The sequence below is a fragment of the Rhodococcus sp. BE178 genome, assembly GCF_050433545.1.
Taxonomy (GTDB): domain Bacteria; phylum Actinomycetota; class Actinomycetes; order Mycobacteriales; family Mycobacteriaceae; genus Prescottella.
This window is the reverse complement of sequence record NZ_JBNPXA010000011.1, coordinates 185,996-202,258: the sequence shown is the minus strand read 5'-3', so window position 1 is coordinate 202,258 and position 16,263 is coordinate 185,996. Positions and strand designations below refer to the sequence as shown.

The 16,263-nt window shown below is 69.0% G+C and carries 19 protein-coding genes; 15 read left to right on the top strand and 4 right to left on the bottom strand.

Translation table 11 applies throughout. The features are described 5' to 3' along the window. Positions 1-130 precede the first annotated feature (130 nt). Both J2X34_RS19615 and J2X34_RS19610 read right to left on the bottom strand, forming a co-directional pair. Positions 131-517, bottom strand: a complete 387-nt coding sequence (locus J2X34_RS19615) for a DUF3817 domain-containing protein (protein ID WP_114719515.1) — start codon at positions 515-517, stop codon at positions 131-133. Further along, positions 514-912 carry a transcriptional regulator gene (locus J2X34_RS19610; RefSeq protein WP_114719517.1) on the bottom strand — a complete coding sequence of 133 codons (399 nt, stop codon included), beginning with the start codon at positions 910-912 and terminating at the stop codon, positions 514-516. Before J2X34_RS19610 ends, J2X34_RS19615 begins: the two co-directional genes overlap by 4 nt. Before the next feature lie 278 nt (positions 913-1,190). Here J2X34_RS19610 and rpsP point away from each other — a divergent pair, with 278 nt between their 5' ends. From rpsP to J2X34_RS19585, 5 genes are all read left to right on the top strand, one after another. After that, positions 1,191-1,637: a 30S ribosomal protein S16 gene (gene rpsP, locus J2X34_RS19605; RefSeq protein WP_114719518.1), complete on the top strand. Its 447-nt coding sequence runs from the start codon at positions 1,191-1,193 to the stop codon at positions 1,635-1,637. After that, positions 1,637-1,879 carry an RNA-binding protein gene (locus tag J2X34_RS19600; protein ID WP_003939023.1) on the top strand — a complete coding sequence of 81 codons (243 nt, stop codon included), beginning with the start codon at positions 1,637-1,639 and terminating at the stop codon, positions 1,877-1,879. Before rpsP ends, J2X34_RS19600 begins: the two co-directional genes overlap by 1 nt. 7 nt (positions 1,880-1,886) lie before the next feature. Beyond that, positions 1,887-2,453, top strand: coding sequence for a ribosome maturation factor RimM (rimM, locus tag J2X34_RS19595; RefSeq protein WP_114719520.1), 567 nt, complete (start codon positions 1,887-1,889; stop codon positions 2,451-2,453). Between the two features lie 10 nt (positions 2,454-2,463). After that, a complete protein-coding gene (gene trmD, locus J2X34_RS19590; RefSeq protein ID WP_429519251.1) occupies positions 2,464-3,162 on the top strand; it encodes a tRNA (guanosine(37)-N1)-methyltransferase TrmD in 699 nt (232 codons plus the stop codon). 78 nt (positions 3,163-3,240) lie between these two features. After that, positions 3,241-4,617, top strand: coding sequence for a flavin monoamine oxidase family protein (locus J2X34_RS19585; RefSeq protein WP_114719524.1), 1,377 nt, complete (start codon positions 3,241-3,243; stop codon positions 4,615-4,617). Here J2X34_RS19585 and J2X34_RS19580 read toward each other — a convergent pair. Next, the gene (locus J2X34_RS19580) at positions 4,614-5,594 is read right to left on the bottom strand and encodes a serine hydrolase (RefSeq protein ID WP_174909556.1); all 981 of its coding nucleotides are present in this window, start codon (positions 5,592-5,594) and stop codon (positions 4,614-4,616) included. The genes J2X34_RS19585 and J2X34_RS19580 overlap by 4 nt on opposite strands. A 40-nt stretch (positions 5,595-5,634) precedes the next feature. On the opposite strand from J2X34_RS19580, the gene J2X34_RS19575 reads away from it, so the two are divergent. Beyond that, positions 5,635-8,007: a Tex family protein gene (locus J2X34_RS19575; protein WP_429519248.1), complete on the top strand. Its 2,373-nt coding sequence runs from the start codon at positions 5,635-5,637 to the stop codon at positions 8,005-8,007. Between the two features lie 59 nt (positions 8,008-8,066). Here J2X34_RS19575 and J2X34_RS19570 read toward each other — a convergent pair whose 3' ends face one another. Then, complete coding sequence (locus tag J2X34_RS19570) at positions 8,067-8,738, bottom strand: GAP family protein (RefSeq protein WP_429519246.1); 672 nt, start codon at positions 8,736-8,738, stop codon at positions 8,067-8,069. A gap of 109 nt (positions 8,739-8,847) precedes the next feature. Here J2X34_RS19570 and J2X34_RS19565 point away from each other — a divergent pair, with 109 nt between their 5' ends. The 9 genes from J2X34_RS19565 to dprA all read left to right on the top strand — a co-directional run bounded on the left by J2X34_RS19565 (position 8,848) and on the right by dprA (position 16,227). After that, positions 8,848-9,822: a formylglycine-generating enzyme family protein gene (locus tag J2X34_RS19565; protein ID WP_429519244.1), complete on the top strand. Its 975-nt coding sequence runs from the start codon at positions 8,848-8,850 to the stop codon at positions 9,820-9,822. Next, positions 9,822-10,706, top strand: a complete 885-nt coding sequence (locus J2X34_RS19560; RefSeq protein WP_114719532.1) for a hypothetical protein — start codon at positions 9,822-9,824, stop codon at positions 10,704-10,706. Before J2X34_RS19565 ends, J2X34_RS19560 begins: the two co-directional genes overlap by 1 nt. Positions 10,707-10,780: 74 nt before the next feature. Beyond that, the gene (gene rplS, locus J2X34_RS19555) at positions 10,781-11,122 is read left to right on the top strand and encodes a 50S ribosomal protein L19 (RefSeq protein ID WP_031939962.1); all 342 of its coding nucleotides are present in this window, start codon (positions 10,781-10,783) and stop codon (positions 11,120-11,122) included. A 97-nt stretch (positions 11,123-11,219) separates the two neighbouring features. Further along, positions 11,220-11,987 (top strand): signal peptidase I, encoded by a 768-nt coding sequence (lepB, locus tag J2X34_RS19550; RefSeq protein ID WP_181818705.1) that lies wholly within the window; start codon positions 11,220-11,222, stop codon positions 11,985-11,987. Then, a complete protein-coding gene (locus tag J2X34_RS19545; protein WP_429519242.1) occupies positions 11,984-12,688 on the top strand; it encodes a ribonuclease HII in 705 nt (234 codons plus the stop codon). Before lepB ends, J2X34_RS19545 begins: the two co-directional genes overlap by 4 nt. 37 nt (positions 12,689-12,725) lie before the next feature. Beyond that, positions 12,726-13,043: a DUF2469 domain-containing protein gene (locus J2X34_RS19540; protein WP_005513927.1), complete on the top strand. Its 318-nt coding sequence runs from the start codon at positions 12,726-12,728 to the stop codon at positions 13,041-13,043. Between the two features lie 195 nt (positions 13,044-13,238). Continuing rightward, positions 13,239-13,595: a YraN family protein gene (locus tag J2X34_RS19535; RefSeq protein WP_114719538.1), complete on the top strand. Its 357-nt coding sequence runs from the start codon at positions 13,239-13,241 to the stop codon at positions 13,593-13,595. Next, on the top strand, positions 13,595-15,103 hold the full coding sequence (locus J2X34_RS19530) for a YifB family Mg chelatase-like AAA ATPase (protein WP_114719540.1): 1,509 nt from the start codon (positions 13,595-13,597) through the stop codon (positions 15,101-15,103). Before J2X34_RS19535 ends, J2X34_RS19530 begins: the two co-directional genes overlap by 1 nt. Continuing rightward, positions 15,100-16,227, top strand: coding sequence for a DNA-processing protein DprA (dprA, locus tag J2X34_RS19525; RefSeq protein WP_114719542.1), 1,128 nt, complete (start codon positions 15,100-15,102; stop codon positions 16,225-16,227). The genes J2X34_RS19530 and dprA overlap by 4 nt, the downstream gene beginning before the upstream one ends. Positions 16,228-16,263 lie beyond the last annotated feature (36 nt).

Below are 16,263 nucleotides of genomic sequence, written 5' to 3'. Positions count from 1 at the left end.
CGCTGGTCCTCGGACAGTGAACTCGTCGGCCTCATACAACTGCTCCCCGGAAGTCGGAACTGAATTTCTCAGTCCAACTTCCGGGGAGCAGTTCATGACGGACGGGCCCTTCGTCGTGTGCGGGGTGGGATCAGACTCCGAAGTCGCGCTTCACCTGGACGGTGCGCCAGTGCTCGACGAAGAACGACAGGAACGGGACGGTGCCGGCCAGCAGCGTGCCGATCGTGCGGCTCGCAGGCCAGCGGACCTTCACGGCGAGGTCCATCGTGAGGATCAGGTACACGAAGTACACCCAGCCGTGCACGATCGCGATCCAGGTCGGCAGGTTGTCGACGCCGAAGATGTACTTCGCCACCATCTCGGCGGTGAGCACGAGCAGCCAGATACCGGTCGCGTACGCGAGTACCCGGTAGCGCAGGAGTGCCCCGGCGATCTTCTTCCTGTCGCCCTCCGTGGGCGTCGCCGGCGCGGGCGCGGTGGTCTGCTGTGGGGTGGTCTCGTTCGGGCCGCCGCTCACTTGTCGCTCCTATCGGACTCGCGAGCGGAGAGCCCGGCGAGGTAATCGTTGTACTCGAGCATCTGCCGAGACTCGGGATCATCGACGTCGTCGGACGACGTCCGCGCCTTCGGGCGCTCGGGAAGCAGCCCGTCGGGGACGTCGGTCGGTTCGTCCGCGGCCGCCTGCTCGTCGGCCTCGGCTCCGCCGTCCTCGAGCTGGACGAAGCGGCGGTATGCGTAGACGACGAATGCTGCGAACAGCGGCCACTGGAACGCGTAGCCCAGGTTTTGGCCGGTGCCGCCGGCCGCTTCGAATCGCGTCCACTGCCACCAGCCGAGCGCGAGGCATCCGGCGGCCGCGACGATCACCAACACGATCAGCGCGGGGCGTCGTTTTCGAACGGTTCTGGCCACACATCGACGGTACCCGAGGTGGGGAGCCTCCCCGTAGGGGTGCCTGGTGGTACTCGTCACCCGCAGTGCACCTGTCGGCCACCCCGCGCGGGGTCGGTCGGCCCGCATTTCACTCACCCGTCGGCGTCTGGCAGAATGAACCGCTGTTCGTCGCATCCGGTTACGCACCGCGCGACGGTCACAGGAGAGAGGCAAAACCGGACCCGCCACCCTGGCAGGTCGCCGAATTGCACGTGACACGTGTGCACTGGTGTGCGCACTGAAGGAGATACGCAGCAGTGGCTGTCAAGATCAAGCTCACCCGCCTCGGCAAGATCCGCAACCCGCAGTACCGGATCATCGTCGCGGACTCTCGCACCCGCCGCAACGGCCGTGCGATCGAGACCATCGGCAAGTACCACCCCAAGGAAGAGCCCTCGCTGATCGAGATCGATTCCGAGCGCGCTCAGTACTGGCTGGGTGTCGGCGCACAGCCGACCGAGCCGGTCGAGAACCTGCTGAAGATCACCGGTGACTGGCAGAAGTTCAAGGGCCTGCCGGGCACCGAGGGCACCCTGAAGACCAAGGAAGCCAAGCCGTCCAAGCTGGAGCTGTTCCAGGCTGCGCTGGCGCAGGCCGAGAACGAGCCGGTTTCCGAGGCCATCACCCCCAAGAAGAAGAAGGCCGCGAAGGAAGAGGCCGAGGCTCCTGCTGCCGACGCCGAGTCCACCGAGGCTGCCGAGTAATGAGCGCCGTTGTCGCCGATGCCGTGGAGCATCTCGTCCGTGGGATCGTCGCCAACCCCGACGACGTTCGCGTCGAGCTGATCACGGGGCGTCGGGGACGCACCGTCGAGGTGCATGTGCACCCCGACGATCTCGGTAAGGTGATCGGTCGCGGTGGTCGTACCGCGACCGCCCTGCGGACCCTGGTCTCCGGTATCGGGGGCCGTGGGATCCGCGTCGACGTCGTCGACACCGATCAGTAGTACGGCAGTGGAGCTCGTCGTAGGCCGCATCGCCAAGTCGCACGGCATCAAGGGAGAGCTGGTCGTCGAGGTTCGCACTGACGAGCCCGGCGAGCGGTTCGCCGTCGGCGCCGAACTGCGTGGCCGCAAGCCGCGCGAGCAGAAGCTGCGCACATTCACGGTGGAAGCCGCCCGGGAGCATTCCGGGCGGCTTCTGCTGCGCCTTCACGGTGTCGCGGATCGCACCGCTGCGGACGAGTTGCGCGGCACGCTGTTCCTGATCGACACCGCCGAACTGACCCCGTCCGACGATCCGGACGAGTTCTACGATCACGAGCTCGAGGGCCTGGCTGTGCGTATCGCCGCCGGACGACCCGACGCGGGCACGCCGGTGGGCACCGTGATCGAGGTATTGCATTCCGCTGCAGGCGAATTGCTGTCCGTTCGCCCGGAAGGGCAGACGTCGGGCGAACTGTTGATCCCGTTCGTCACGGCAATCGTGCCGACGATCTCGATCGCCGACGGCGTGATCGAGATCGATCCGCCGGAGGGCCTGTTGGACCCCGACTTCGGCGACAGCCGAAACGAGGAGTGACCGAACCGCCGTGCGTCTCGACGTAGTCACGATCTTCCCCGAGTACCTCGAGCCGCTGCGTGCTGCGCTGCTCGGCAAGGCGATCGACAAGCGGCTCATCTCCGTCGGCGTCCACGATCTGCGGCGCTGGACCCACGACGTGCACAAGGCCGTCGACGATTCCCCGTACGGCGGCGGACCCGGCATGGTCATGAAGCCGACCGTGTGGGGCGACGCACTCGACGAGGTGCTCACCGACGACGACGGTGAACCCGATTCCGAGGTCCTGCTCGTCGTCCCCACTCCCGCCGGCGTGCCGTTCACCCAGGCCACCGCGCACCGTTGGGCCGAGGAGAAGCACCTGGTGTTCGCATGCGGCCGGTACGAGGGCATCGATCAGCGGGTGTTCGACGACGCGTCCCGACGGGTGCGTGTCGAAGAGGTCTCGATCGGCGACTATGTCCTGATCGGTGGCGAGGCCGCGGTTCTCGTGATGGTCGAGGCCGTGGTCCGGCTGCTGCCCGGTGTCCTCGGCAATCAGCAGTCGCACCAAGAGGATTCGTTCTCCGACGGATTGCTCGAGGGTCCCAGCTACACCCGTCCGGTGAGCTGGCGCGGACTCGACGTCCCGCCGGTGCTGCTGTCCGGCGATCACGCGAAGGTCGCGGCCTGGCGTCGGGCGCAGTCGTTGCAGCGCACGGCCGAGCGTCGCCCCGATCTCCTTTCCTGATCGGTTTCTCGAGCCCGCCCGAACATCATTGACCCGCAGCGGTCCCCGCGAGTAGGCATGAACTCGAGGTGACCGGCAATGACTGATGTCGACTATTGCGTCGTGGGGGCCGGATTTGCGGGGTTGACCGCGGCGCTACGCCTGAAACAGGCGGGCCGCTCGATCACGGTGCTCGAGGCGCGCGACCGGATCGGGGGCCGCACCTTCACCGAGACCCGCGACGACGGTGTGTGGATCGATCGCGGCGGGGCGTGGATCGGTCCCGGGCAGGACCGGATCCACGCATTGATGACCGAATTCGGCGTCCCGAGCTACCGCCAGTACACCGACGGCGACGCGATGATGATGGTGGACGGCAAGAAGTATCGCTACCAGGGCACCATCCCGATGACGATGAGTCCGTGGGCCGTCGCCAATCTGGGGGCGGTGTTCCTCGAACTCGGTGAGCTGTGCAAGTCGATACCGCTGGATGCGCCGTGGGAAGCGAAACGCGCCGCGGAATGGGACCGGATCAGTCTCGCCAAGTGGCTCGACGACAACGTGCTCTCGAAGCCGGCCCACGAACTCCTCGAGATGGCGATCGCCGGCTGCTACACGTCGGCCGCGTCGGAGGTCTCGTTCCTGTTCGTGCTGTACCAGATGGCGTCGGGTGGCGGGCCGTCGTTCGTGCTCGGAGTGAGGGATGCCGCGCAGGACGCCCGCCCGGTGGGCGGCATGGGTGCGATCTATCGGCCGATGGCCGCCGAACTGGGGCGCTCGCTGCACCTGTCGCAGCCCGTGCGCGTGATCGAACAGGACACGGACGGGGTGACGGTCCGCAGCGACCAGGTGACGGTGCGGGCCCGCCGGGCGATCGTCGCGGTGCCGCTGGCGATCGCGGGTCAGATCCGCTACGAGCCGTTGCTGCCGGTAGATCGGACGTTCCTGCACCAGCGGATGCCGAGCGGATCGATTCTCAAGGTCGCGGTCCTCTACGACGAGCCGTTCTGGCGCGCCGATGGGTTGTCGGGGCAGTCCGCGGCGCCGGGTTCGGCGGCCATGGTGACGGTCGACGCGGGCACCGACGCCGCACGGCCGGGAATCATGTGCGTCATCGTGGAGGGGCCGCAGGCCCGCGCGCTCGGCCGGATGACCCCCGCGGACCGGCGCGGCGCCGTTGTGGCCGCCCTCACCGAGCGGTTCGGGCCGCAGGCCGCCGCGCCGGTCGACTACGTCGAGCAGGACTGGACCACCGAGCGGTACTCGGGCGGCGGGATGCTCAGCCACGCCCCGACCGGGGTTCTCACCGAGTTCGGTCCGGCGCTGCGCGCGTCGTGCGGCCGCATCCACTGGGCGGGCACCGAGAGTTCGGCGGTGATGTGCGGGTGGGTCGACGGAGCGGTGCGGTCCGGGGAGCGTGCTGCCCGTGAGGTGATCGCCGCGGAGGATCTCGTCGGGGCGGCGCGCGCCGACTAGTCGATCCGCCTCTGCGGGAACAGGGTTCGGGCCGCGTCGGTGATCGTCTCGCGCGCATGCGCGGCGCTGGCGTCGTCGACGGCGGCGGTCAGCGAGGTGTCCGGGTAGTAGTCGGTGTCCTCATCCCCGTAGTCCAGATCCTCGCGGGACAGCAGCACCAACACGTAGCGGTCGTCGGCGCCGACGATCCCGGTCGACAGGTGGGTCCAGCGATCGTCCAGGCAGCACATCCAGCCCTGCTTTACGGCCTTGACGGTTTCGTCGGGCAGGCCGTCGGGAATGCCGAACCGCTGGTCGTAGCCGTCCGCCGCGGTCGGGTGCGAGTTGCGCAGGTAACCGAGCAACTCGTCGCGGTGCGGGGCGTCGAGCCCGCCGCGGCCGTCGAGCACCGCGGAGTAGTAGCCGACCAGGTCGGCGGCGGTCGTCTCGGTGTTCCACCAGTTGTCGTCGTAGGGCGCCGACGTCGTCGACAGGGCGTATCGGGACGCCACGTCGAGCACGAGATCGGAGGCGCCGTACTCGTTCCACAGTTCGTTCGCGGCGTCGTCGTCGGAGTCCTCGAGCATCCGCGCGACGAGGGTGTGCTCGTCCTCGGACAGTTCCAATTCGTCGGTGGACTCGCGGTAGAGGAGGTCGTCGGCGATGAACAGCTTCGCGACGGATGCGGTCGCGAACGGCTCGGTGTCGGCGAACGAGACGTAACGGTTCTGGTGCCGGTCCAGCAGAGCCAGGGTGAGGTCGGCGCCCCGGTCGGCGGCGTCGGAGACGGCCTTGCCGATCCGGCCCTCGAGGGTGGTCGGGACCGGATCCGAATCGACGGTCGCCGCCTGCACGGTGGCGTGCCGGCTGTCGGGGGTCGCGTCACCCGTCGTCTGCGCCGCGCACGAGGCGAGCACGCCCACCGCGAGGCACACGCCGCCGAGGCGTCGCGCCCGTCCTGCCACCGGTTCCTCCCGCGATCCGTTCGCCGGGCTCATGACCGACGCCTCGGACAGGCTAGCGGTAGGGTCGATCGCCGTGACGACTGCTCTCAAATCCGTGAACCAGCGCATCGCCGAAGAGCTCGACGTACGGGAGGGTCAGGTCGCCGCGGCCGTCGACCTCCTGGACGGCGGCGCCACGGTTCCGTTCATCGCCCGGTACCGCAAGGAGGTCACCGGCGGCCTCGACGACGCGCAGCTGCGCCAGCTCGAGGAGCGGCTGCGCTACCTGCGGGAACTCGACGACAGGCGGGTCGCGATCCTCGAGTCGATCCGCTCCCAGGACAAGCTCGACGCCGCACTCGAGCAGCAGATCATGCTCGCCGACACCAAGGCCCGGCTCGAGGACATCTACCTGCCGTACAAGCCCAAGCGGCGCACCAAGGCGCAGATCGCGCGCGAGGCCGGGCACGAACCGGTGGCCGATGCACTGATCGGTGACCCGACCGTCGATCCCGCCCGGTACGACGCCGAGCAACTCGAGGGTGCCCGCGCGATCCTCGTGGAGCGGTTCGCGGAGGACGCCGACCTCGTCGGTGAGCTGCGCGAGCTGATGTGGGCCCGCGGGCAGGTGGAGTCGTCGGTCCGCAAGGGCAAGGAGACCGAGGGCGCCAAGTTCGCCGACTACTTCGAGTTCTCCGAGCCGTTCGAGAAGCTGCCCTCGCACCGCATCCTCGCGATGTTCCGCGGCGAGAAGGAGGAGATCCTGTCGCTGACGCTCGCGTCGGATCGCGAGCCGCTCGAGCCGGGGGAGACCAGCCTCTACGAGGGCCGGATCGCGTCCCGCTTCGGGATCGCCGACCGTGGCCGTCCGGCCGACCGCTGGCTGCTCGACACCGTCCGTTGGGCATGGAAGACGAAGATGCTGATCACCCTCGGCATCGACACCCGGATGCGGCTGCGCCAGTCCGCCGAGAAGGACGCCGTCGACGTGTTCGCGGCCAACCTCAAGGACCTGCTGCTCGCGGCGCCGGCCGGCACCCGCGCGACGATGGGCCTGGACCCCGGCTTCCGCACCGGCACCAAGGTCGCGGTCGTCGACGCCACCGGCAAGGTCGTCGCGCACGACACCATCTACCCGCACCAGCCGCACAACAAGTGGGACCAGTCGCTCGCGACCCTGGCCGCGCTCGCCGCCAAGCACGGCGTCGAACTCGTCGCGATCGGCAACGGCACCGCATCGCGTGAGACGGACGCGCTTGCCGCCGAACTGATCTCGAAGTTCCCCGAGGCCGGCCTGACGAAGGTGATGGTCTCCGAGGCGGGCGCGTCGGTGTACTCGGCGTCGGCGTACGGGTCGCAGGAGCTGCCAGACCTCGACGTCTCGATCCGGGGCGCGGTGTCGATCGCGCGGCGTCTGCAGGATCCGCTCGCCGAGCTGGTGAAGATCGACCCCAAGTCGATCGGTGTCGGCCAGTACCAGCACGACGTGTCCGAGACGATGCTCGCGCGCTCGCTCGGCGCGGTCGTCGAGGACGCTGTGAACGCGGTCGGCGTGGACGTCAACACCGCGTCGGTGCCGCTGCTGTCGCGGGTGTCGGGCATCGCCGGTTCGCTCGCCGAGAGCATCGTCGCGTTCCGCGACCAGAACGGTCCGTTCCGCAGCCGCAAGGGGCTCAAGGACGTGCCGCGACTCGGGCCGAAGGCGTTCGAGCAGTGCGCCGGCTTCCTACGGATCCCGAACGGTGACGACCCGCTCGACGCGTCCAGCGTGCACCCCGAGGCATACCCCGTGGTGCGCCGGATCGTGCAGTCCTCCGGCTCGGGGGTGGGGGAGTTGGTCGGCAACACCGCCGTCCTGCAGAAGCTGCGGCCGGCCGACTTCGTCGACGAGAAGTTCGGTCTGCCGACCGTCACCGACATCATCGCCGAGCTGGACAAGCCGGGCCGCGACCCGCGCCCGGAGTTCAAGACGGCCACGTTTGCGGCCGGGATCGAGAAGGTCGCGCACCTGAAGCCCGGCATGGTGCTCGAGGGCGTCGTGACCAACGTGGCCGCGTTCGGCGCGTTCGTCGACGTGGGCGTCCACCAGGACGGCCTGGTGCACGTGTCGGCGATGTCGCGCACGTTCGTCAGCGACCCGCGCGAGGTCGTCAAGTCCGGCGACGTCGTGAAGGTCAAAGTGCTCGAGGTCGATGTCGAACGCCAGCGCATCGGGCTGACGTTGCGCCTCGACGACGAGGTCGGTGCCCCGAACGGGCCGCGCGGCGGACAGCGTCAGGGCGGTCAGCGTCCGGGTGGCCAGGGCAACGGCGGTCAGCGTCAGAGTGGTCAGCGGCAGGGCGGGCAGGGTCGCGGTGGCCAGGACCAGGGCCAGGGTCAGGGCCAGGGCCGGGACCGGCGCGCCGAACAGCGGCCCGCGAGCGGCTCGATGGCCGACGCGCTGCGCAAGGCCGGATTCGGCAAGTAGCGGTGAGACCGAAGGAGCCCCGGGACCGGTGTCCGGGGGCTCCTTCGCGGTCCGGGGATTCAGTAACCGCCGATGCCCTTGCCGATCAGCATCACGCCGATCACCAGCAGCAGGACCGCCATCACCGCGGCGTTGTTGGCGGTCAGCCACGTCTTCAGGTTGTTCAGCCACGAGGTCGCGCGCTCGCGCATGGTGAAGTAGCCGATCACGGGGACGGCCACCGTGCACGCCGCGAGCACCGTGAACACCACTCCCGCGACGACGATCGTGCCGACGGGTGCGCCGAGCTGAGACACTGCGACCGCGGCACCGACGATCATCAACAGGTTCTTCGGGTTGATCGCCGACAGGGCGAAGCCGAGCCCGAGCGCTTTGACGGGTGTCACCTTGTCGATCGCGGCGAGCCACCCCGGCATCGACGGTTCCTCGCCGGGGGCCGGACGTCCCCGCCACTGGTTCACGGCCAGGGCCAGCAACAGGGCGCCGAGGACGATCCGGATGGTCGCGGTCACGGCGTTGCCGTCCGAGTTCGACGACAGGTCTATCGCGCTGCCGATCACCACGAACAGTGCGTACGCAACTGCAATCCCGAGGATCCAGCCCGCGAGGAAGGTTGTCGCGGTGCTTCCGGCGCGAGGTGTGAGCAGCATCAGAATCGTCGCGATGATCGGAATCGGACTGATCGCGACGCCGACGGCGAGGGGGAGCACGTCCCCGATAGCGGTACCCATCCTCGAATGTTGGCAGCGAAGGCCCCGGCGCGGCCCACCCGTTGTGGGTGAATCGCCGGATCCGACTCCGGCTTTCGCGGTACCCGAACAGATGGAAAGCTCATCGTTCATGCAGCCGATCGCGTCAGTGCCCACCGACTCCTCCGGTGCGCCGAAGAACATGGTGTGGGTCCCCGGAGGAACGTTCTGGATGGGATCGGAGGATTTCTACCCGGAGGAGCGTCCGGTCCATCAGGTCAGCGTCGACGGCTTCTGGATGGACACCCACCAGGTGACGGTCGCCGAGTTCAGGCGCTTCGTGAAGGCCACCGGCCATGTGACGACCGCGGAGCTCGCGCCCGATCCGGCCGACTACCCCGATGCCGACCCGGCGCTGCTCGTCCCCGGGTCGCTCGTGTTCACCCCGCCCGACCGACCGGTCTCGCTCGACAACTACCAGCAGTGGTGGTCGTGGGTGCCGGGCGCGGACTGGCGGCATCCGGAAGGCCCCGGCAGCAACGTCGGGGGCCGCGAGCGGCACCCCGTCACACATGTCTCCTACACCGACGCGCTCGCGTACGCGGCGTGGTCGGGCAAGGAACTGGCAACCGAGGCCGAATGGGAGTTCGCGGCGCGCGGCGGACTCGACCGCAAGACATACGTGTGGGGCGACGAGTTCACGCCGGGCGGCAGGCATCAGGCGAACACGTGGCAGGGACAGTTCCCGTGGGAGAACCTGGCGGAGGACGGATTCGTCGGCACGTCGCCGGTCGGCAGTTTCCGGCCCAACGGCTACGGCCTCGACGACATGGCCGGCAACGTGTGGGAGTGGACCACCGACTTCCACACCGTCGACCACAGCGCGTCCGGCAGGAACGTCGCGCCCGCGTCGTCGTGCTGCATTCCGCGCAACCCGCGCGTGGAGGTAGGCGAGGCGCGTGACGGCGAGGTGTACCCGCGCCGGGTGATCAAGGGCGGATCGCACCTGTGCGCGCCCAACTACTGCCTGCGCTACCGTCCGGCGGCCCGACAGGGGGAAACCGAGGAGACGTCCACCTGCCACATCGGGTTCCGCTGCATCGTCCGTGGTCGGGTCCCTTCCTGATGCGACACTGGCTCGAACGGGAGATCATCGCCAACGGTCGGCTCCCGCTGCTGTTCTTCCTCCTCGGATTCCTGCTCGCGTTCCTTTTCATCCGGGTCAGCGTCCGGATGATCCGAGCCGAGGTGCGGTGGTGGCCCGGGAACATCACCCCGGGCGGGCAGCACATCCATCACGTCGTGTTCGGGGTGGTGACGATGTTCGCCTCGGGCGTCGCGCTGATCGCGGTGTACGAGAACGCGACGCAGGCGACCGGTGCGGTGATCGCCACGTTCTTCGGGATCGGCGCGGCCCTCGTCCTCGACGAGTTCGCCCTGATCTTCTACCTCAAGGACGTGTACTGGTCCGACCAGGGCCGGGCGTCGGTGGACGCGGTCTTCGTCGCGCTCGCGGTGACCGGGTTGCTGCTGCTCGGATTCCAGCCGCTCGAACTGCTCGATATCACCGAGTGGCGCGAGGATCCGCACGTCGCGGTCCGGGTGACCATCGTGGTTCTCGCGGTCGTCAACCTGGCCCTGGCCGCGATCGTCATCCTCAAGGGCAAGATCTGGACGGGACTCGTCGGGCTGTTCGTGTTCCCGATCCTGTTGGTCGGCGCGATCCGGCTGAGCCGGCCCGGCGCGCCGTGGGCGAGATGGCGATATACGGCGAAGCCCCGCAGGATGCAGCGCGCGATCGAGCGTGAGAAGCGGTTCCGTCGCCCGATGATCCGGGCGAAGATCTATGTGCAGGACCTTGTCGCAGGTAAACCGAGCGTCGAGCATGCGCTGACGGCCACCGAGGCAGAGCTCGAGCGCACCGTGCAACCCGCACCGGCGCCGATTTCCACGCATGGTGCGGCGTCTGGCACAATGGTCGGGTTGCCTGGTGAAGGCGACTCAACTTGATCTGAGCACGAACCAGTCGAGCCACGGCCGCTCGGTTCCTCTGCTCCTGCGAAAAACGCAAGGATGGAACAACCATGAACACCTTGGATTTCCTGGACGCCAAGTCCCTCCGCAACGATATTCCGGAGTTCCGCGCCGGTGACACCCTGAACGTGCACGTCAAGGTCATCGAGGGCTCGAAGGAGCGCGTGCAGGTCTTCAAGGGCGTCGTGATCCGCCGCCAGGGCGGCGGCGTTCGCGAGACCTTCACCGTCCGCAAGATCTCGTTCGGCGTCGGCGTCGAGCGCACCTTCCCGGTCCACAGCCCCAACCTGGCCCAGATCGAGGTCGTCACCCGCGGTGACGTCCGTCGCGCCAAGCTGTACTACCTGCGCGACCTGCGCGGCAAGGCTGCGAAGATCAAGGAAAAGCGCTGAGCTTCGACGCTCTGAGCTACTTCGGTTGGCCCGGCACCGCTTTCACGCGGTGTCGGGCTAATCTGTCTCAGTGGCAGATGCACCGCAGGACCCGGCCGTGACGTCGGACGCGAATGACGGAGACGGCGCCGAAAAGCGCTCGCGTCGGGGCAAGGAGAAGAAGCCCCGCTCGTTCTGGCGCGAGATACCGATCCTCATCCTCGTCGCGTTGGTGCTGAGTTTCCTGTTGCAGACGTTCATCGCGCGGGTGTACCTCATTCCGTCCGAGTCGATGGAACCCACGCTGCACGGCTGCCCCGGCTGCACGGGTGACCGCATCGTCGTCGAGAAGATCAGCTACCGCTTCGGCGACCCGAAGCCCGGGGACGTCATCGTCTTCCGTGGCCCGGATTCGTGGTCGGAGCGGTACGAGTCGACGCGTTCGTCGAACCCCGTGAAACGTGGCGCGCAGGAACTCGGATCCATGGTCGGACTCGTCCCGCCGGACGAGAATGATCTCGTGAAGCGTGTCATCGCCACCGGTGGGCAGAGGGTGGAGTGCTGCGACGACCAGGGCCGTGTCCTGGTCGACGGCAAACCGCTCGACGAGCCGTACATCACCATGGACTTCCCGTTCATCCCGGGCGTGCAGACGTGCGATACCGCGGTGAAGTCGGCCCGCTGCTTCGGTCCCGTCACCGTCCCCGAGGGCAACTTGTGGATGATGGGTGACAACCGCAGTAACTCGGCGGACTCGCGCTACCACGTCTCCGACGAACGCCAAGGCACGATCCCGATCGACAACGTGATCGGCAAGGCGACATTCATCGTGCTGCCGCCGTCACGCTGGGGCAAGATCTCGTCCCCCGACATTCAGCAGCAGTGAGTACCTGGCCACCGAGAACCGTCATTCGCAGAGCATCCGGCTTGCGGACCATGGAGTCTGCACTCGTGCGATGCGGTCTGGGGCCCGTGGCCGGCGTCGACGAGGCCGGACGCGGCGCCTGCGCGGGACCGCTGGTCGTCGCGGCGTGTGTGCTCGGACCCAAGCCGCACGCGGCCCTGGCCGGGCTGGACGATTCGAAGAAGCTCACCGAGAAGGTCCGTGAGGAGCTGTTCCCGGTGATCAAGCGGCTCGCGGTGGCGTGGAGTGTCGTCGAGATCCCCGCCGCCGAGATCGACCGGATCGGGGTCCACGTCGCGAACATCGAGGGGATGCGCCGGGCGGTCGCCGGACTGTCGGTGCCGCCCGGCTACGTCCTCACCGACGGATTCCGGGTGCCGGGTCTGCCGGCGCCGTCGTTGCCGGTGATCGGGGGCGACGCCGCGGCCGCGTGCATCGCGGCGGCGAGCGTTCTCGCGAAGGTCACCCGTGATCGGACGATGGTCGCGATGGACGAGGAACTGCCCGGGTACGGTTTTGCCGGGCACAAGGGTTACAGCACAGCGGTGCACACGGCCGCGCTCCACGAACTGGGGCCGAGCCGTGAGCACCGGATGTCGTACGCGAATGTAGCCGCGGCGAGCCGCGAGTTCGAATCGGCGGGGAGCCACGGATTCGGGGTCCGCGGGGTAGGTGCGGGATGATGAGTATTCACAACAACGCAGGAGGACGTCGAGGCCGATGAGTGCCGAGGATCTCGAGAAGTACGAAACCGAGATGGAACTGTCGCTGTACCGCGAGTACCGGGACATCGTCGGTCAGTTCTCGTACGTCGTGGAGACCGAGCGCCGGTTCTATCTCGCGAACTCCGTGGAGTTGCTGCCGCACAGCGCGGACGGCGAGATCTACTTCGAGGTGCGGATGTCCGACGCCTGGGTGTGGGACATGTACCGGCCTGCTCGCTTCGTGAAGTACGTGCGGGTCATCACGTTCAAGGACGTGAACATCGAGGAGCTGGAGAAGTCCGACCTGCGACTGCCGGACAACGGTCTGGGCTGATCGTTCGAGTTTCCGAGAGCCGCGCATCTTCCGGGGTGCGCGGCTCTCGTGTGTTCGGAGGGTGGTTGTCCACAGCTCCCGACCCATCCACAGGGCAATCTGTTCTCCCTGTTCGGGGTTCCGCCGCGCCGAGGGGTGACGGGCACAGTCTTCGTCACCGGCGGGAGGTTCCGGCCGGGTGAGGGGGAAGCCCGGATGGGACGCAATATCGCGCTGGGCGCGATGGGGGAGGAAATCGCGGCCCGCGTGCTGACGGACGCGGGCCTGCAGATCCTGGACCGGAACTGGCGGTGCCGCCACGGAGAACTGGACGTGGTGGCCGCGGACGGCGACACCGTGGTGTTCGTGGAGGTGAAGACTCGGTCGGGGCTGGGATTCGGGAGTCCGGCGGAGGCGGTGACCTATGCCAAGCAGAGGCGGATCCGGATGTTGGCCCAGCGCTGGCTGTCCGCGTCCGAGAAGCACTGGCCGAATGTGCGATTCGATGTGGTGTCAGTGCTCGTGGCTCGGCATCGGGAGCCCGAGGTCACGCACCTGGTGGCGGTGTTCTGATGGCGCTCGGGCGTGCTCACTCGGTGGCGGTGAGCGGGGTCGACGGGCAGATCGTGGAGATCGAGGCGGACATCGGCCGCGGACTGCCCGGGGTGCATCTGGTGGGGTTGCCGGACACGGCGCTGCAGGAGTCTCGAGATCGGGTGCGGGCGGCGGTCACCAACTCCGGCGAGAAGTGGCCCGAATCGCGGGTGACGCTGGCACTGTCGCCGGCGACGCTTCCGAAGGTGGGCAGCGTCTACGACCTCGCCTTGGCGTGCGCCGTGCTCGACGCCGCCCGGCAGGTTCCGCGGACGCGCCTCGCGAAGACGGTGCTGTTGGGCGAGTTGGCGCTCGACGGCCGGCTGCGCACGGTCCGCGGCGTGCTGCCCGCAGTGTTGGCGGCGAAGAACGCGGGATGGTCGACGGTGGTGGTCCCGGTCCAGGCGCTGGCGGAGGCCGGGTTGGTCGACGGAATCGAGGTTCTGGGCGCCGACCGTCTCACCGCGGTCACGCTGTGGCTGCAGGGCAAGGGGACGTTGTCCGCACCCGCGCCGTTCGACACCGGGGCGTCGTCGTCGCGCGCCGACCTCAGCGAGGTCGTGGGACAGGCGGAGGCGCGGTGGGCGATCGAGGTGGCGGCCGCCGGTGCCCACCACCTGATGCTCACCGGTCCACCCGGCATCGGGAAGACGATGCTCGCGCAGCGGCTACCGGGTGTGCTGCCGGCGCTGACCGAGCCGGAGGCGCTGGAGGTCACGGCGATTCACTCCGTGGCCGGGCTGCTCACGTCGGAGCGCCCGCTCATCACCGAGCCGCCGTTCATCGCGCCGCACCACACGTCTTCGGTGAGCGCGCTGGTGGGCGGTGGCAGCGGGATGGCGCGACCGGGGGCGGTGAGCCGCGCGCACCGAGGAATCCTGTTCCTGGACGAGTGCGCCGAGATGGGAACCAAGGCGCTCGAGGCCCTGCGGACGCCGTTGGAGGACGGGGAGGTTCGCATCGCCAGGCGGGACGGGGTCGCGCGCTACCCGGCGCGGTTCCAGTTGGTGCTCGCCGCGAACCCGTGTCCGTGCGCACCGGCGCGTGAGGTGGACTGCGTGTGCGCGCCCACGGTTCGCCGCCGCTACCTGGGTCGGCTCTCCGGACCGTTGCTGGACCGGGTCGACCTGCGCATCCGGATGAAGGCCGTGGCGACCGGGGCGTTGATGGACGAGGTGGGTGAGACCACCGAGCAGGTGCGCGGTCGGGTGGCCGCCGCCCGGGCCGCGGCCGGCGAACGGTGGCGGTCCTACGAATGGCGGACCAACGCGGAGGTGCCGGGCCCGGCTCTGCGGCAACGGTTCCGGCTGCCGCGAGAGGCGCTCGTGCCGCTCGAGAAGGCGCTGCGCCTGGGCGCCGTCACCGCACGCGGCGCGGACCGTGCGCTGCGGGTGGCGTGGACCCTCGGCGACCTCGCTGGCCTGGACTCACCGGGCCGCGACCAGGTCTCGACGGCGCTCGAGTTCCGGGACCGGGGTGTGGCATGAGTGGGCACGATCCGCGGTTGTCGGCGTGGGCGTATCTGTCGAAGGTGGTGCAGGGGTCGTGTCCACCGCTCGCGGAGTTGGTCTCGGCGGTCGGCCCGGTCGACGCGGCGCGGGCGGTGCGCGAGCGGGATCTGTCGAGCTTCCTGGATCGGCGGACGTCGGCGCGGGCGCACATCGACACGGCGGCCCGGGATCTGGATCTGCTCGCGGCCATGGGCGGTCGTCTGGTGACGCCCGACGACGACGAGTGGCCGCGGTGGCGACTGCTGGCGTTCGACGCACTCGGTGACGGCCGCGACGACGGCGGCCCGCTGGCGCTGTGGGTGCTGGGGGATCGACCGCTCGACGAGCTGGTGGCCCGGTCGGTGGCGGTCGTCGGTACGCGGGCGGCGAGCTCCTACGGCGAGCACGTCACCGCCGAGATCGTCGGCGATCTCGCGGCCGACGGGTGGACGGTGGTGTCGGGGGCGGCGTTCGGGATCGACGCCGCCGCGCATCGGGCGGCGCTGGGCTCGGGTGGTCTCACGGTCGCGGTCCTCGCGTGCGGGGTGGATCGGGCCTATCCCGCCGGGCACGGGCGGTTGCTGCAGCAGATCGCGCGTGACGGCGCGGTGATCAGCGAGTATCCGCCCGGCACGACCCCGGCCCGGTATCGATTCCTGGCCCGGAACCGGTTGGTGGCGGGCCTGTCCGACGGCGTCGTGGTGGTCGAGGCGGGCTGGCGCAGCGGGGCGCGGAACACCGCCACGTGGGGCCGGCGGCTGGGCCGTCCCGTGCTGGCGGTGCCGGGACCGGTGACGTCCGCGGCGTCGACTGGGTGTCACCGGATGATCCGGGAGGGAGAGGCCCGCCTGGTCGCGAGCGCGAAGGACATCGTGGAGGAGGCCGGGCCGATTGGTGTCGATGGTGGCGAGGCTGCCGGCGGCGGGGCGGTGCGCGCTCTCGACGCGCTCACCGGCGATGCGGCCGCGGTGTACGAGGCGCTGCCGGGCAGCGGTACCCGGGGCACCCGCGAGCTGTCGGAGGAGTCGGGGCTACCGGTGGCGCGGGTGCGGGCCCTGCTGCCGGTGCTGGAACTCGACGGATTCGTCGGGTCGGACGAGACGGGCTGGTTCCGGCGGTGACGGGAAGGCGCCGGCCACCGAGTGTGCCGACCGCCG

Coding starts and splice junctions, on each gene's coding strand:
- J2X34_RS19580 (WP_174909556.1), bottom strand. CDS start 5,594: ATGAGCCCGGCGAACGGATCGCGGGAGGAACCGGTGGCAGGACGGGCG.
- J2X34_RS19600 (WP_003939023.1), top strand. CDS start 1,637: ATGAGCGCCGTTGTCGCCGATGCCGTGGAGCATCTCGTCCGTGGGATC.
- J2X34_RS19570 (WP_429519246.1), bottom strand. CDS start 8,738: ATGGGTACCGCTATCGGGGACGTGCTCCCCCTCGCCGTCGGCGTCGCG.
- J2X34_RS19560 (WP_114719532.1), top strand. CDS start 9,822: ATGCGACACTGGCTCGAACGGGAGATCATCGCCAACGGTCGGCTCCCG.
- J2X34_RS19540 (WP_005513927.1), top strand. CDS start 12,726: ATGAGTGCCGAGGATCTCGAGAAGTACGAAACCGAGATGGAACTGTCG.
- rplS (WP_031939962.1), top strand. CDS start 10,781: ATGAACACCTTGGATTTCCTGGACGCCAAGTCCCTCCGCAACGATATT.
- J2X34_RS19565 (WP_429519244.1), top strand. CDS start 8,848: ATGCAGCCGATCGCGTCAGTGCCCACCGACTCCTCCGGTGCGCCGAAG.
- J2X34_RS19585 (WP_114719524.1), top strand. CDS start 3,241: ATGACTGATGTCGACTATTGCGTCGTGGGGGCCGGATTTGCGGGGTTG.
- J2X34_RS19530 (WP_114719540.1), top strand. CDS start 13,595: ATGGCGCTCGGGCGTGCTCACTCGGTGGCGGTGAGCGGGGTCGACGGG.
- J2X34_RS19535 (WP_114719538.1), top strand. CDS start 13,239: ATGGGACGCAATATCGCGCTGGGCGCGATGGGGGAGGAAATCGCGGCC.
- dprA (WP_114719542.1), top strand. CDS start 15,100: ATGAGTGGGCACGATCCGCGGTTGTCGGCGTGGGCGTATCTGTCGAAG.